The 15,904-nt window shown below is 46.7% G+C and carries 14 protein-coding genes; 6 read left to right on the top strand and 8 right to left on the bottom strand.

From position 1 onward, the window contains the following. Positions 1–11: 11 nt before the first annotated feature. Complete coding sequence (locus GSQ66_RS16775) at positions 12–254, top strand: PLD nuclease N-terminal domain-containing protein (RefSeq protein ID WP_162428515.1); 243 nt, start codon at positions 12–14, stop codon at positions 252–254. A gap of 14 nt (positions 255–268) precedes the next feature. Next, entirely contained in the window at positions 269–946 is a 678-nt protein-coding gene (locus tag GSQ66_RS16770; protein ID WP_162428514.1) for an energy transducer TonB, read from the top strand. Between the two features lie 67 nt (positions 947–1,013). On the opposite strand, the gene GSQ66_RS16765 is transcribed toward GSQ66_RS16770, so the two are convergent. The 5 genes from GSQ66_RS16765 to GSQ66_RS16745 form a co-directional block, all read right to left on the bottom strand. Next, a complete protein-coding gene (locus tag GSQ66_RS16765) occupies positions 1,014–1,646 on the bottom strand; it encodes a DUF4230 domain-containing protein (protein WP_162428513.1) in 633 nt (210 codons plus the stop codon). Between the two features lie 80 nt (positions 1,647–1,726). Beyond that, positions 1,727–2,626, bottom strand: coding sequence for a 1-aminocyclopropane-1-carboxylate deaminase/D-cysteine desulfhydrase (locus GSQ66_RS16760; protein ID WP_162428512.1), 900 nt, complete (start codon positions 2,624–2,626; stop codon positions 1,727–1,729). A gap of 240 nt (positions 2,627–2,866) precedes the next feature. Next, on the bottom strand, positions 2,867–5,299 hold the full coding sequence (locus GSQ66_RS16755; protein WP_162428511.1) for a YfhO family protein: 2,433 nt from the start codon (positions 5,297–5,299) through the stop codon (positions 2,867–2,869). 435 nt (positions 5,300–5,734) lie between these two features. Further along, positions 5,735–6,658 (bottom strand): hypothetical protein, encoded by a 924-nt coding sequence (locus GSQ66_RS16750; RefSeq protein ID WP_162428510.1) that lies wholly within the window; start codon positions 6,656–6,658, stop codon positions 5,735–5,737. Between the two features lie 74 nt (positions 6,659–6,732). Next, on the bottom strand, positions 6,733–7,008 hold the full coding sequence (locus tag GSQ66_RS16745; protein ID WP_162428509.1) for a DUF4834 family protein: 276 nt from the start codon (positions 7,006–7,008) through the stop codon (positions 6,733–6,735). Between the two features lie 262 nt (positions 7,009–7,270). Here GSQ66_RS16745 and GSQ66_RS16740 point away from each other — a divergent pair, with 262 nt between their 5' ends. After that, positions 7,271–9,211 (top strand): LTA synthase family protein, encoded by a 1,941-nt coding sequence (locus GSQ66_RS16740; protein WP_162428508.1) that lies wholly within the window; start codon positions 7,271–7,273, stop codon positions 9,209–9,211. A 761-nt stretch (positions 9,212–9,972) separates the two neighbouring features. On the opposite strand, the gene carB is transcribed toward GSQ66_RS16740, so the two are convergent. The 3 genes from carB to GSQ66_RS16725 form a co-directional block, all read right to left on the bottom strand. After that, a complete protein-coding gene (carB, locus tag GSQ66_RS16735) occupies positions 9,973–12,786 on the bottom strand; it encodes a carbamoyl-phosphate synthase large subunit (protein WP_162428507.1) in 2,814 nt (937 codons plus the stop codon). A 387-nt stretch (positions 12,787–13,173) separates the two neighbouring features. Next, on the bottom strand, positions 13,174–13,374 hold the full coding sequence (locus tag GSQ66_RS16730) for a helix-turn-helix transcriptional regulator (RefSeq protein ID WP_162428506.1): 201 nt from the start codon (positions 13,372–13,374) through the stop codon (positions 13,174–13,176). After that, a complete protein-coding gene (locus tag GSQ66_RS16725) occupies positions 13,364–13,840 on the bottom strand; it encodes a hypothetical protein (RefSeq protein WP_162428505.1) in 477 nt (158 codons plus the stop codon). The genes GSQ66_RS16730 and GSQ66_RS16725 overlap by 11 nt, the downstream gene beginning before the upstream one ends. 186 nt (positions 13,841–14,026) lie before the next feature. Here GSQ66_RS16725 and GSQ66_RS16720 point away from each other — a divergent pair, with 186 nt between their 5' ends. The 3 genes from GSQ66_RS16720 to GSQ66_RS16710 all read left to right on the top strand — a co-directional run bounded on the left by GSQ66_RS16720 (position 14,027) and on the right by GSQ66_RS16710 (position 15,904). Further along, positions 14,027–14,272: a hypothetical protein gene (locus GSQ66_RS16720; RefSeq protein ID WP_162428504.1), complete on the top strand. Its 246-nt coding sequence runs from the start codon at positions 14,027–14,029 to the stop codon at positions 14,270–14,272. A gap of 187 nt (positions 14,273–14,459) precedes the next feature. After that, the gene (locus GSQ66_RS16715) at positions 14,460–14,861 is read left to right on the top strand and encodes a hypothetical protein (protein ID WP_162428503.1); all 402 of its coding nucleotides are present in this window, start codon (positions 14,460–14,462) and stop codon (positions 14,859–14,861) included. 128 nt (positions 14,862–14,989) lie between these two features. After that, positions 14,990–15,904, top strand: coding sequence for a M28 family peptidase (locus GSQ66_RS16710; RefSeq protein ID WP_162428502.1), 915 nt, complete (start codon positions 14,990–14,992; stop codon positions 15,902–15,904).

The following is a 15,904-nucleotide window of genomic DNA, read 5'->3' as shown; positions in this document are numbered from 1 at the left end:
ACAACAAACTTATGCCTCAAACAACTTTACTCTTCATTGGCGGAATTGGCCCTGTTGAAATTATATTTCTGTTGCTTTTCATAGCCGCACCATTAGTACTATGGTTGTGGGCTTTGATCGATTTACTGAGAGGCAACTTTTCTGATAGCACAACTAAACTGATCTGGGCAGTCGTGATCATTTTTATTCCAATTTTAGGGTCACTGCTGTACCTGTTGATAGGCAGAAATCAGAAAGTGAAACCGGTAAATTAAAGCACAAACTCCTCATGCTTAAGAGCACGCCCATAGAAAACATAAGCCTGTCTTTTATATGCGATAAGGACCTGGACCAAATGCAGCCCTGCGACAACGGCAGGTATTGCGCTGCCTGCAACAAGACCGTCATAGATTTTACTACTAAAGGTGTAGAAGATTTGCACGAGGCGTTGGAAAAGGAAGGCAAAATATGTGGTAGTTTTCTTCAGTCTCAGGTAGCCAGGCCCTCAAAGCAGAAGCTGTTTGGAATGAAACGCATTGCTGCCAGTCTTTTTTTAGCTCTTGGTTTTAGTGCCTATAGCAAAGAGCTTCAGGCCCAGTCCGTTAACCATCCAAACCCCGACAAGCCACAACAGGGGCAGGTATTTGGCATAATACAGGGAACTCATCCTGTGTATAAACATGGCGGCGACTATACCATGCTTGATTTTATAAAAAAGAACCTGAGATATCCTCCTGATGAAAATGTAAATGGATTGGTAGTAACTTCTTTTATTATAGACACCTCGGGAACAGTTACCGAACCAAAAATCATAAAAGGCCTTTCAGAGAAAACAGACAAAGAAGCGTTAAGGGTGGTCAAGCTTTTAGAATTCTACCCAAGTATACAGGATGGAAAGAAAGTACCTGTGCGTTTTACTTTGCCTGTCAGGTTTAATAATGGTCTAAGAAAAAAGAATAGCCCCTGAGTAACACCTCTTACCTGCTCATCCCACAAAAGCATAGTAATAACGCCATCCATTAACGCTAGCTAAACTATAGTTTGCGGGGCATTTCCGGGTTCCTGATGCGGCGTTGCGGCACGAGCACTACGCGCTTACCCGTAATTTCTTCCAGCATCGGTTTCAATATCTTCTCAGCATTTTCTGTTGTCTGGCGGAGTATGCCGGAGTTCAGGGCAGCTCTTTTTACGTTGTTTTCGGCATATTTAAAGCTTTCCTCTACCAACTCCGCATCCTGAAAATAGGTGTTCTCTTTGCTGAAAACCTTCGACTGGCTATGGTCCACTTTATAGTAGCATAATTCCGGCTCCGGCAACGCGATCTGAACAACAGAGTCGCCTTCAAACACAATATCGCCAGCCTGTATCTTTCTGAAGTCTACACATCCAACCGCTTCGCCGGCCACAATCAGTACTACTTTAGAGTCAGGAATATAACGCGATACTTCCTTTTTATACTCTACCACATCCTTAAAATTATAGCGCACCAGTTCCATTTTACCCAGTTCTTCTACCGACGTCAGAATCGTGTTATAGTTTACTGATACGGCAGGTGCTTCCTTCTCATCCGTACCAAAAAAATCCCTGAAGCTGCGCCAGATAAAAATGCCAACCGTGATGACAAGGATCCAGGGAAGCAGGCGTATTAAAACTCGGAGTAAGGGCATGTGGTTGTTTGGTTATATATGATTTCAGGATAAGAACCCTGCAACTATAGTTATGGTTACAAAAACTGTTCCTGTTGCAATTATAATTCAATCCCCAGCCGCTCTTTAAAGCCGGCATTGCCCTGCAAACCGCCCGTGTGGATGGCAATAATGCGGAAACCTTTACTGAAATAACCTTTTGAGATAAGATCAAAGAGGCCAAAAAACATTTTGCCAGTGTAAACCGGCTCCAGCGGAATATGATGCTGCTCCTGAAACCGATGCATGAACTCCAGCAGTTCCGGCTTTACCCTGGCATAGCCCCCAAAATGATACTCTGTGATAAGCTGCCAGTTCTTATAGTTCTCACCGCTATAGCTGTACACGAGTTGGGCAATTTCATCCTTCAGAAAATCACCGCCCTTTAACGCCGGAAAACCCAGCACCTGTTTTTCTCCCGCCAACCCCGCAATAAGGCCGGCTATAGTTCCGCCTGTTCCGCTAGCGCAGCAGATCACGTCATAATCAACATCAATGTCATCCAAAATTTCGGTACAGCCTTTTACCGCCAGTTGGTTAGTACCACCTTCGGGTACCAGGTAAGGTTGGTTAAGCTTATCGGTTAGCTCGGCTAAAAAGTCAGGTTCATTTTTATGCCGGTATAGTTCACGGGAGATGTAATGCAGTTCCATGCCCTGCTCCGTAGCAAACTGCAAGGTTGGGTTTAAGGGCAAATGCGCCTCACCCCGAATAATGCCGATTGTTTTAAAGCCAAACTCTGCTCCGGCTGCAGCTGTGGCCGCAATGTGGTTAGAATAAGCCCCGCCAAACGTAGCTATAGTTTCTTTACCCAGGGCTTTTGCTTCCTGCAGGTTATACTTCAGCTTTCGCCACTTATTGCCCGATATGTGCGGATGCAGCAGATCCTCGCGCTTTACCCAAAGCGTAAGTTCGTGTTTTTGTAAAAGCGGATGCTGTAGTTGCTGTAATGGTGCCTGCATAAGGTTAAGTACGCAAAAGCCCCGGCTTTTCTATAGTCGGGGCTTTTATGGTTTTGCATTTATCTATTAACTGTCATTTCGACGAAAGGAGAAATCTATTTTGACTTTCAGATAGATCTCTCACTCTGTTCGAGATGACAATATTGTGTAATAGTTACGCTAAGTTCATAATCCGAATGGACCAGAGGCCCAACTATAGTTCGACACGAGCGAGGACGCTCGCGCCATGGTTATCGAATATTAAACTGCTAACGCTTCTTCTCTTTCCTTTTTCTTGAAACCGTAGGCAATAGCACCGGCAATTACCAGTAACAGTATGATAGAAAAAATAAGCGAAACGGTATTACCAATGGTATAGGTCTTCGGCTCGAAACGGAACTCTATCGTGTGCTTACCAGCTGGCACCTGCATCGCGCGCAGAATATAGTTTGCACGGATATGCTCTACTGGCTTGCCATCTAAATAAGCCTGCCAGCCTGCCGGGTAATAAATTTCCGAGAACACCACAAAGCCCGGCTGTGCCGCCTGGTATTCATATTTCAGGTAATCCGGCTCATACGTGGTCAGTTTTATAGTTGCATTTCCGGCCTCGAACTTGTCTTGCTTCACCGGGAACTTGGTAACATCAACTATAGCTGTAGCTTCAGCATCAAAACCGGTTAAAGCTTCCAGTTCGGCATCCGGAGTATTTACTTTCTCGATGTTCTCCACAAACCAAGCATTTCCTAACGCGCCCGGTACACGCTGCACAGGCTGTTTCGGGTCGCCGGTAATGGCGTAGCGGGTATTCAGCATACGCAACACTTCCAGGTTATTTTGAGAGATGTAGCGATCTATCACATCCTGGTAGCGGCGCAATTTGGCACCATGGTAACCACCCACCGATTTATGGAAATAAGAAGCACGCGCGCTGTTGAACGGGTTGGTCGCATCAAACACACGGTAATTGTCTTTGTCCTGCAGAATGATCTGGTCGGCTTGGGTTGGCTGGAAATAGTTAGCGATCACCTGCTCTTTAAAGTCGCCGTTATTCAGGTAGCGTTTGTCAACAGTCCAAAGATCAATCAGTACTAAAACACCCACACCCGCAATAGCTATAGTTGCAGACAGCTTGTTTTTAACATAGAAGTACAGAATTGCCAGCGCTAAAACTATAAAGGCAAACGAACGGAAGGCATCCGCCTTCATCATGCTTTCGCGGTCAGCACGGATAGCATCTACCGGGTATTGTGCCTGCAGCAATTGTGCATCTACCGCAGAAGCGAAACTTGCCATGCCACCCAACAACCAAACCAGCAAACAGATACCAGCGGTAATCCCACCAGCCATCAGTAGTTTTCTGTCCAGCTCTTTTATCACATCGCGGTCGCGGATAACTCGCCACAGTGCCAGCATGGCCAGCAACGGAATCGTGATCTGGGCAATTACCAATGCCGACGAAACTGCCCTGAACTTGTTATAGCCCGGGAAGTGATCGAACATAAAGTAATTGAACGATGAAAAATGGTGTCCCCAGGCCAGCATAAGCGAAAGTATAGTTCCGGCTACCAGCCAGCTCGTCCAGCGACGATCCACTATAAACAGGCCCAGCACAAACAGGAAACAAACAATGGCTCCCACGTAAACCGGCCCGCTCGTCATGGGCTGTGGCCCCCAGTACGTTGGCATACCCTGGCTCACGATCTGCTCGGCCTGCACCGGCGGAGCGCCCATGCCCACAAAGGCTTTATAAGTTTCTGAGTCTTTATCCAGCGGTGTGCTGCTTCCGCCACCGTAAAAATCAGGAATTAGCAGTGTTATCGTTTCTCCGATGCCGTAGCTCCAGTTAAAGGCATATTCCCTGTCCAGGCCGCTGCTTGTTTTGTCGCCGCTGTTAGGTGCGGTTAACTCCGATTTGCCACGGATGCTGTATTTGCTGTATTCTGCGGTTGTAGCCAGTCGGCCAAAGTTGACGCCTACTGCCAGTATGGCTGCCAGTAACAGTACCGAACCACGCTTCAGTAGCTCAACTATAGTTCCGTTCTTAACGGCGTAAATCACCTCTACTATTCCCCATACAATCACCAGTAACAGCATATAATAGGTCATCTGCAGGTGGTTAAAATGCAGGTTCAGCGTAAGGCCAAGTGCAAACAGGGCGGCTCCTAACCACAGATTTTTACGCAAGGCATAGAATAAGCCCGCCAAAACCATTGGTATATAAGCAATGGTAAGCGATTTGGTATTGTGGCCTGCCTCCAGGATGATGATGTTGTAAGAGGTAAAGGCAAATGCGATAGCGCCAACTATAGCCAGCCACGAGCGCATGCCCAATGTTACCAACAGAATGTAGCCGCAAAGCAATGTTACAAATATGTTACCCGCCATAGCCGGCAGGTTTAAGGATAGTACTGTATGGATAGCTCCTGACAGATCGCCGGGATAACGTGTGTTGATCAGGTAAGACGGCATGCCACCGAACATGGAGTTGGTCCAGAGGGCTTCTTCGCCTGTCTTTTCGCGGTGCTGCATTATTTCCTGGGCACCGCCACGGAACTGCAGAATGTCGTGCTGCGCCATGCCTTTGTCTTCGAACACGACCGGTGCAAAATACACGACTGTAAGTAACAAGAAAACAAGAACCGCGATCAGGTGAGGTAGTATGTCGCGTTTAAAGTTAATAGAAGCTGTCATATCTGTTTTAGATGCGTCAATATAGAGGATGAAAGATATGACTTTTATTTTATTTCTGCATTATGGCGAAGGCTCGGCAGCAGTTTTTGAGCCATCAACATAGCTATAAAGAATATACAATGCCCTCGCTCGCGCCCCGGGAGTGTGGGCTACTGGTGGCGTACCGTCATGTTTTAGAACTATAGTTTGGGTTGATACCTAACTATACAAGTCACGGCGGCCAGAGTCCGCTGGTAGCTCACACTCGCGGGACGCGAGCGAGGGCACATTTCTTATACCATAAACTATAGTTCTAAAACAAAAGCGGCAGGAACCATTTTACCTGTTCCTGCCGCTTTTTATAGTTGCTTACTTGCAGCGAGTCTGGAGACTCGCACTCACCTTTCGTCACCGGATAGCTTCCGGCGCCAGTAGAGGTTATTTAAACTTTATAGTTTACCTTGTTCTGCCCCCTCGGCCGCCACCGAAGTTTGCCTGCAAGCCTATAGATGGAATAACAGTTACGCCTGAAAAATCAAACTGCTTGCCTTCCAGGAAATCGTATGTGCCATAGTTCTGGTAATACATAGTTAGCGACGGCAGCACATACAAAAACTTAAACCCGATCTTGCCATTCACGAACAAGCCGAAAGATGGAAAGTTCTTTTTCGCAAAAACGCCATCAACATGCACTTTTTCGCCGGCAGCATCCTTTACAATACGGTTCGGATCGAAGCCATATTTAATAAAAGTGTGGTTATACACCGGGCCAAACGAGATGTTACCGATCTCTTCTTCCGGGCCAAACGATTTGCTGAATACCAACGGAATGACAATGTCGCGACGCGTGGCCGAAAACTCGAGCACCGGGATCAGCTTATCTAAATATAGTTTATCGAAAATACCGGAGCTCTGCCCGGAATACTGCAAGCCTACGCTGCCATACCAATCGCCTACGCCTGGGTTCTCTGGCGTGCCGGTCGGGCCCATAAACTGGTACATGGCATCGAAAACGTGCACGCCGGTAGCATATTTATAACCTACATCCACACGCTCGGCCACACCATAGCGCAGGTAAAAATCGAAGGTAGTACCAACAGGGTCCAGCGCATAAGCCATCAGCGCTTTTGAGGCTACATCAATTTGCTCGCTATACTCTACTTCCTCTTTGTTGGCAATGGCATCTACAGCGGCTTCAGTTATATCGTCGAGCTGGGCGAGCGGTTCGCTGGCAATGTTGCCGCCCATGTTAAAACCGGCCTTAAACTGTCCTTTAGGCGTTACCTTACCCGAATGGATAACAGAACGTGGTGCTGTACAGCCTGCCACGGAGGCGGCCAGTAATACAGTAAAAAAGTAGAGGTAAAATTGCTTCCGCATATACTGCTTTTTGTTAGGTACAAACTATAGAAATAGCAGTTCACAAGTATCGTGCCTGCGAAAACAAACCCGGCCTATTTTACTTCTTCATAATCCACATACTCACCACCCTGGAAATCTTTCCGATCACCCTGGTTCGGGATGTAATCTATCTTTACATCGCCTTTTGCGCGGCCATTACCAGTACTGCCATTTGGTTGCGGACGTTGCTGCTGGTACATGTTGGTGAAAAACGTACCGTTACGCATGCTTTTTTTCAGGAACATACCCAGTAAAAAGCGCAACAGGAACGGTGCCACCAACCGGAGAAACATGATAACGAGAATGGTGATAATTATGAACTTGAGCATTTATTTTTAAGTTATTAGCCAGTATGATCGGAGTTTATAGTTACTTATACTACACAACTACCTTACCAAAAGTTTATTGCTGACAGTTTGCCAGCCACTTTTGCAAAGGTAAAACATTTGCTCCTAACAGCCGAAGAACGATGGTTTGCGCGTGTATTTATCCTTTAAACACAAAATTTGGTCGTAAAATAACCTAATTTTGCACCGCACTTTTAATTAACTATAGTTTGCAATGTGCACAGATGTATAGTTCGGAATAACAATGCTTGCAGATAAAAAAATTATATGGCAGAATGTGCATGTAGCACTGGGTTTATACCTGAGCCTGGCCATGTTGCTTTACACTATTACCCGCATCCTGTTCTTTGTTTTTAACAGGGATATGTTTGAGGCGACAACTATAGCCGACTTTTCTTACCTGCTGCTGCCTGGCCTGCGCTTCGATCTTTCTACAGTGCTGTATACCAACCTGCTGTTTATGGCGCTCATGCTGCTGCCCTTCAGGTTCCGGTATAACACAGGCTACCGCAGGCTGCTGAAGTATATATTTATAGTTACCAACAGCATTGCCCTTTCCGCCAACCTGATCGATATCGTTTATTACCGCTTTACGCTGCGCCGCACCACCTGGAGCGTGCTGCAGGAGTTTGCCAACGAGAACGGCGGTGCACTGGCCGGCAGTTTTATAGTTGATTTCTGGTACATTCCGCTGCTGTGGTTCCTGTTGATCGCGTTTATGGTGTGGCTGTATGATAAAATAAAGATGCAGTCGCCTCCAAGGGTTTCGTCGTGGGTGTATTACCCGGCGCATACGGCGGTTATGGCCCTGGTGGTTTTCCTGTCGATCGGAGGCATGCGTGGCGGTTTTGCGCACAGCACCCGCCCTATTACGCTCAGCAATGCCGGCGAATATGTAAAGCGCCCCAACGAAATGTACCTGGTGCTCAACACGCCTTTCTCGATGCTGCGAACTATAGGCAAAACCAACTATAACAAGGTCAGTTATTTCGATGAGCAGCAACTGGATTCTATCTATTCCCCGCTTCATACACCTGCTGATACGGCGGCTTTCCGGAAAAAGAATGTGGTAATTATAGTTCTGGAGAGCTTTGGAAAAGAGGTTATGGGCGGCTATAATCCAGACAGGATAGGTAAAGACGGCTACCAGAGTTACACCCCTTTCCTGGACCAACTCATGCCCGACAGCAAAGTATACTGGCATTCGTTTGCGAGTGGAAGAAAGTCTATAGATGCGCTGCCTTCTATCCTTACCAGCATACCCAGCATACAGGAGCCGTTTGTACTAACCCCTTATGCCAGCAACGATCTGCCAAGCTTGCCGCGTACGTTAAACGCTGAGGGCTACCATACCGCTTTTTTTCATGGGGCACCTAATGGTTCCATGGGTTTTAAAGCGTTCATGAACCTGATCGGCACAAAGGAATATTATGGTAAAGATGAATATAACAACGATGCAGACTTTGACGGCATGTGGGGCATCTGGGACGAGGAGTTCCTGCAGTTTACGGCAGATAAGCTGAACACTTTTAAGGAGCCGTTTTTGGGAACAGTCTTTACGCTGTCGTCGCACCACCCTTACAAAGTGCCCGAGCGCTACGAAGGCAAACTTAAGAAAGGCCCGTTACCTTTGTTCCAAGGCATTAACTATACCGACATGGCGCTGCAGAAATTCTTCGAGAAAGCCAGCAAAATGCCGTGGTACAAAAACACGCTTTTCGTAATCACGGCCGACCATGCCGGTGCGCCACGACACTACCCGGAATATAACACCGACTGGGGTGCTTTTTCCATCCCTATAATTTTCTACGCCCCCGGCGATCCTGCCTTTAAAGGTACGGAGCAACGCATAGTGCAGCAACTCGATATTATGCCTACCGTTCTCAGCTATCTCAACTATAATAAACCTTACTTCTCGTTCGGTAAAAATATGCTGGATAACTCGGTGCAGGATTTTGCTGTGAACTATAACGCCGGCGTATACCAATGGTTTGAAGGCGACCTGTTGCTCCAGTTTGACGGCAGCAAAACTATAGCGCTTTACAACTACCAGCAGGACATCATGCTGAAACAGGATCTGCAAGACAGCCTCCCGGAAAAGCGCCAGCAAATGGAAAACCGTGTGAAGGCGTTTATCCAGCAGTACAACAACCGCATGATCGAGAATAAGCTATTGGTAGAGTAAGGTTTTTAGGGGTTGATTGGTTGTAGGGTTATGTAGCTGCTATTGTTTTATTGTTGCGGTTTTAACCCACCCCTGCCCCTCCCAAGAGGGGAATTTCGGCTATAGTTAAAGCTTAGCTATAGTTCTATAGTTTCCGTTTGTCATCCCCCTGCCCCCTTCAAAGGGGACTTGCTGCTACTACTTACCCAACTGTCATTTCGATCAGCGGGAGAAATCTGAATTAGCTATAGTTACAGACCACGCACAGGACAGGTTTACCTGTCCCTACGGAAATACAAACACGATAAGGCGATGCAACTATAGCCGCTCTGATCAACTATAGTTTTACTATCGAACGGATCGCAGTCTTTGGGTTGAGCGCCTTGTAGATTTCCGGTGCCGTTAGGCATTGCGACGCAGGAGCAAAGGAAATGTACACCGCGCGATGCCCCAAGACGGGGCCTCCCGGCCGTGAGGGCACCAAAGCCAACTGTAGAACGATAGGCAAGTAAAGCTCCCAGGATTAAAAGTGGCTATAAAAGGAAGGCTTGGTTACAGTTGCAACAATAGCTAACTATAAGCTGAGATAGATTTCTCACGCTGTTCGAAATGACAAAAGAGAAACTATAGAACTATAGCCCAGACGCTAGCAGGAGCTGCACATACTGCTAGATCTTAGCAATCCTGTTATTCCTAAAATCCTGTAAACCCTGATTCAGACAACCAAAAAGCCCTTTGCTAAACTATAGCAAAGGGCTTTTCTCAATTTTATACTTCCGAGCTTACTTACTCATATACATATTTCGTTCGGAGTATACTTTTGTAAAGTAATCGTCCTGCAGGTCATCTATAAAGTAAATGGCTTCGCCGGTAGATTTCATTTCAGGGCCTAGCTCCTTGTTTACTTCCGGGAACTTGTTGTAAGAGAATACCGGAACTTTGATCGCGTAGCCTTTCTTGTATGGGTTAAAGGTAAAGTCCTTCACCTTGGCGTGCCCCAGCATAATTTTGGTAGCGTAGTTAATGTATGGCTCGCGGTATGCCTTGGCAATGAACGGGAAGGTACGCGACGCACGCGGGTTTGCCTCGATGATGTAAACCACTTCATCTTTAATAGCGAACTGAATGTTGATCACACCAACCGTATTCAGGGCAACAGCGATCTTTTTCGTGTGGTCTTCTATCTGGCGCATCACGTTATCGCTCAGGTCAAAAGGAGGCAGTACGGCATAAGAGTCTCCGGAGTGAATACCGGCCGGCTCAATGTGCTCCATGATACCGCAGATATATACGTCTTCGCCATCGCAAATAGCGTCCGCTTCTGCTTCAATGGCTCTGTCCAGGAAGTGGTCTAACAGAACTTTATTACCCGGATGATCTTTCAGCAGGTCAATTACGTGGGCTTCGAGCTCTTTCTCGTTGATCACGATCTTCATGTTCTGGCCGCCTAATACGTAGCTTGGGCGCACCAGCAGCGGAAACTTAAGATCTTTGCACATTTCCAGCGCCTCTTCTGCCGTTTCAATTACAGCAAACGGAGGGTACGGAATGTTCAGGTCGCGCAACATAGAAGAGAACGAACCGCGGTCCTCTGCAAGGTCAAGGGCTTTGTAGCTGGTACCTAACACTTTTATGCCGTAACGGTCCAGTTTCTCGGCCAGTTTCAGAGCAGTCTGTCCACCCAGCTGAACGATAACGCCTTCCGGTTTTTCGTGCAGGATGATGTCGTAGATATGCTCCCAGAAAACAGGCTCGAAGTAAAGCTTATCCGAAATATCGAAGTCTGTACTTACCGTTTCAGGGTTGCAGTTGATCATGATGGTTTCGTAGCCCAGCTCTTTGGCAGCCAGCACCCCGTGCACGCAACTATAGTCGAACTCAATACCCTGCCCGATTCGGTTCGGACCAGAGCCCAATACCACTACTTTTTTCTTTTCTGTAACGATACTTTCGTTTTCGCCTTCAAAAGTGCTGTAGAAATATGGCGTTTTTGCTTCGAACTCGGCAGCGCAGGTATCTACCATTTTAAACACCCGCTTAATGCCCATTTCGGTTCTTAATGCATGAACTTCACTTTCGCGACAGCGCAGCAGATGTGCAATCTGGCGATCGGCGTAGCCTTTTACTTTGGCTTCGCGCAGCAGATCAGCCGAGATATTGGAAAGGGTGTACTTCTCGATTTCCTTCTCCATCATGTCCAGCTCTTCAATCTGTGCCAGGAACCATGGGTCTATTTTCGTGATCTTCTGAATTGTGCTGGTTGGTATACCAATGCGCATGGCATCTTTTATACTGAACAGGCGGTTCCAGCTGGCATTGGTAAGGCTATCGATCAGGTAGTTATAGTCTGTCTTTTCTTTGCCGTCGGCACCGATGCCGTTGCGTTTTATCTCTAAACTCTGGCAGGCCTTCTGCAGCGCTTCCTGGAACGTACGGCCGATACCCATCACTTCACCCACCGATTTCATCTGCAGGCCAAGCTTACGGTCGGCACCCGGAAATTTATCGAAGTTCCAGCGCGGTATCTTAACGATAACGTAGTCCAGGGCAGGCTCGAAGTAAGCCGATGTAGTTTTGGTGATGGCATTTTTCAGCTCATCCAGGTTATAACCAATAGCCAGTTTAGCCGCGATTTTGGCGATCGGGTAACCGGTTGCTTTAGAAGCCAGGGCCGATGAGCGTGAAACACGCGGGTTGATCTCGATGGCGATAATGGTATCATCTTCCGGGTTAACAGAGAACTGTACGTTACAGCCGCCCGCAAACTGCCCGATGCCGTTCATCATTTTGATAGCCAGGTCGCGCATCTTCTGGTACACGGTGTCTGGCAGGGTCATGGCTGGTGCTACAGTTATCGAGTCGCCGGTATGGATACCCATCGGGTCGAAGTTCTCGATAGAGCAGATGATGATAATGTTGCCAATATTGTCGCGCAGCAGCTCCAGTTCGTACTCTTTCCAGCCAAGGATGCTTTGCTCGACCAGTACCTCGTGGGTTGGGGAAGCGTGCAGGCCGCGTGTTAAAGCAACGTCAAATTCTTCGGGCGTATTAACAAAGCCTCCGCCAAAGCCGCCCAGTGTAAACGAAGGACGAATTACGAGCGGAAAACCAATTTCCTGGGCAATTTCCTTCCCTTCCAGGAACGATGTGGCTGTTTCGCCTTTACAAACGTTCACGCCAAGCTCCAGCATTTTCAGTCGGAACTGCTCGCGGTCTTCTGTGGTCTCAATGGCTTTGATATCCACACCAATAATGCGGACACCATATTTTTTCCAGATACCAGCCTTTTCACAGTCGATGGCTAGGTTCAGGGCAGTTTGTCCGCCCATAGTTGGCAGTACGGCATCAATCTTATGCTTTTCCAGTATCTCAATGATGTATTTCTTCTCCAGCGGCTTCAGATAGACATTATCGGCGGTAACCGGGTCTGTCATAATAGTGGCCGGGTTGGAGTTGATGAGCGTTACTTCTATCCCCTCTTCCCTTAAAGAACGGGCGGCCTGGGAGCCTGAATAATCGAATTCGCAAGCTTGTCCGATAACTATAGGACCGGAACCGATAATGAGAACTGATTTAATACTGGTGTCTTTTGGCATAGTAAGAAAGTGTGGCAGGTATAAATTGCCCAAAGTTAAGGCAAAATGTTGGGGCAGGCAAAGAGAAACCAATTAAAGGCTAATTTAATTTCGGATTGCCAGGCTATAGTTGGTGTGTTGGCTGGCTATAGTTTGCTTCTCATTATGGCTATATGCGACAGAAATTCCTGCTATAGTTGGAGTTCCGTGCATAACCTTAGGCTAAAGAAAAGATTGCTGTTTTGGACATCTGTGTCCGAAACATTGCCTGCTGCGGACTTCCTAGTCCGCGTAAATGGGTAGCTGGGTACGGGGATAAGGAAATCCCCGGCAGAGTGCTTTCGGACCTGGAAGTCCGAAAGAGCAACGGCTATAGTTGTGGAAACTATAAGCTATAGTTAAAACCTACTAATCCCCTTCTTCCAGTATAAAAAGCTCGTTTACAGTTACCCCAAACAGAGCCGACATTTTAAGGGCAAGCAGCGTAGAGGGCAGGTATTTGTTCTTTTCGATGGCATTTATAGTCTGGCGGGTAACACCAAGGGTATCTGCCAGTTGTTCCTGTGTCAGATCTTTTTTAGCCCGCTCTACTTTTATATTATTCTTCATCTGTTTCCAGGGCTCTGCGTGTGCGGTGCAGGTTGTATTTAAATGAAAGGTAGGTATAGATTAAAAGCAAAAACAGTGCTCCGAGCATCCCGCCAACATCAGGCATTTCAATACTTTTACCTTCGGCAAACCCAACTATAATACTAAAGACCGGCAAAAACAGCAGCGCTATCACCAGAAAAAATACGCCGCTCACAAACGCCTTATACCGCAGGCTCTGCACCATTTCATCTTCCTGCTTCTCTTTTGAAAAAACAAGCAACGCCATCCCGATTATGAGCGGATAATATACCAGGGTGTCATTCCACTCATCAAAAAAAGACCTGGAATCGGCGATTACGCCTGTGCTTTTAAACAGATAAACTATAGCTGCAACTATAGGCAACCCTAAGATCAGTATCCAGTAGCCGTATTTTTTGTACCTGTAAGGTAACAACTGTGTATGATAAGCACCTTCTTCAATCATAAGATTAGTTTTTTCATGTACAAATTAACTTACCAAATGTAAAATATAATTTACATAAAGTAAATACTTGTTTCCATTTATTTTGTTTCCGGAGTTGTAACGATAAGGTAGCCGATAATAAACAGCGTATCAGCTTAAACTATGTGCTGCATTTGCGTACCTATAAGTGTACTAAACTATACAACTATGGAAACTCCCGGAGAAGACGATATCATAACAAACGCTGATGAAGGCAAGCGCCTGCCGGATGAGAACCCGGAACCGCTGGAAGGTGTCAAAAAAGATGAGGTGGAAATTAAATCTCCTAAATCGGAAGACATACTTGACCCGGAGCCGGAAGGCAAGGAAGTAGGTGGCAACGTAGCAGCCAAGGACGAAAAAGACACCCGCGAACTGGACGGCAGTAACGCCAACAACCTGCGCACCAAGTAAATTTTGTATTTATAAACTATAGCAGCCCTGCGTTGGCCTAAAAACTGGCGCAGGGCTTTATTTCAGGTCTTACGCTGCGGCCAACCATAAATCTGAGCATCAACAGGTAGGTATATATTAATTTTTACAAAACACTTTGTAAACCAATTATTTATAATTAATATTATACACTTTAACACGTAAAAGCATGGTGTATTTTCAGACAGATTACCTGCAGGTTGAGCATCATGAAGCGTACAATGTTTTAATTACCCAGTGGTATAGCAACTGCAGCAGCTTACAATACCGCCAGGCACTTATAAACATCGCCCGGATTGCACGTGAGCTGCAGGTAGAATTTGCGGTGATGGACAGACGCCTGCTCCAGCCCGTTTCAGAAGAGGACCTGCACTGGACCTGCACTATTTTTGCCAAAGCCTACACCAAACTCCCACTAAAAAAGGTAGCAGTTATTCATCCTTTTCATCCCGAAACCGAATTGCAGCAACAGCAGTTCTATAAACAACTGGAATCTTATATCGAGACCCGCTCTTTCAGCGACCTTACCTCTGCCTACGACTGGCTCACAACCGTACCCCCGGTTAAGTGACATTCCTGATTCATGCCAGCAGCACCATCCTGCGTCTGCTACTTCACTAGGACTTGCTCCGTGCTTTAGATAGTGGTTATCTACTATAAATTGCTATATTGGTCATTACATTTATTTCCAAAATTCTGATGAAGGCATTATTTGTATGGCTGGTCTGCTTGGTAGGTACTACATCTGCATTTGCCGGCAATGCAGACACTGTAAAGCTAAAACAGCACCTGCTTGCCATTACCGCTACAGCGCAGCCACGCAACCACCAGCACACCGATGCACTTAACCAGGTAGCAGCATATATCCGCAGTGAGTTTGAGCAACTAAACGGACAGGTACAGGAGCAGGTATATACCGTGGCCGGAAACGAATATCGTAATGTTATATTTTCGGCAGGCCCTGCAGATGCCCCACGGCTGGTGGTAGGAGCACACTACGACGTGTGTGAAGACCAACCCGGCGCAGACGATAATGCCAGCGGTGTGGCAGGCTTGCTGGAACTTGCCAGGTTACTCAATAACCACACGCTGCCTTTCAGGATAGATTTTGTTGCTTATACCTTAGAAGAGCCTCCATACTTTCGGACAGAGCACATGGGCAGTTACGTGCATGCGAACTCGCTTTATGAGCAGCAGGCAAAGCTGATGGGTATGATTTCTCTGGAGATGATAGGTTACTTTAAAGATGAGAAAGGCACACAGCGTTACCCCGTAGCCCCCATGAAACTGTTTTATGGCAGCCGCGGCAACTACATTGCCATAGTGCAGCGCTTTGGTAACGGCAGTTTCGGGCGAAGCATGTTGCGCAACTATAAAAAGGCCGCTACGCTACCTGTAAAATCATTACGGGCACCGGCTTTTGTAACCGGCGTAGACTTTTCCGATCATCTGAACTATTGGCGCTTCGGGTTTGATGCACTCATGATCACAGATACTTCTTTTTACCGCAACAGCAATTATCACCAACCAACCGACACCATTTATACCCTGGATTTTAAGCGCATGGGTGAAGTGGTAGATGCCGTTTATACTTCTATTCTGAAACTACCATAA

It is taken from the genome of Pontibacter pudoricolor (assembly GCF_010092985.1).
In the GTDB taxonomy this organism is placed as follows: domain Bacteria; phylum Bacteroidota; class Bacteroidia; order Cytophagales; family Hymenobacteraceae; genus Pontibacter; species Pontibacter pudoricolor.
This window is presented reverse-complemented; position numbering and strand designations above follow the sequence as displayed.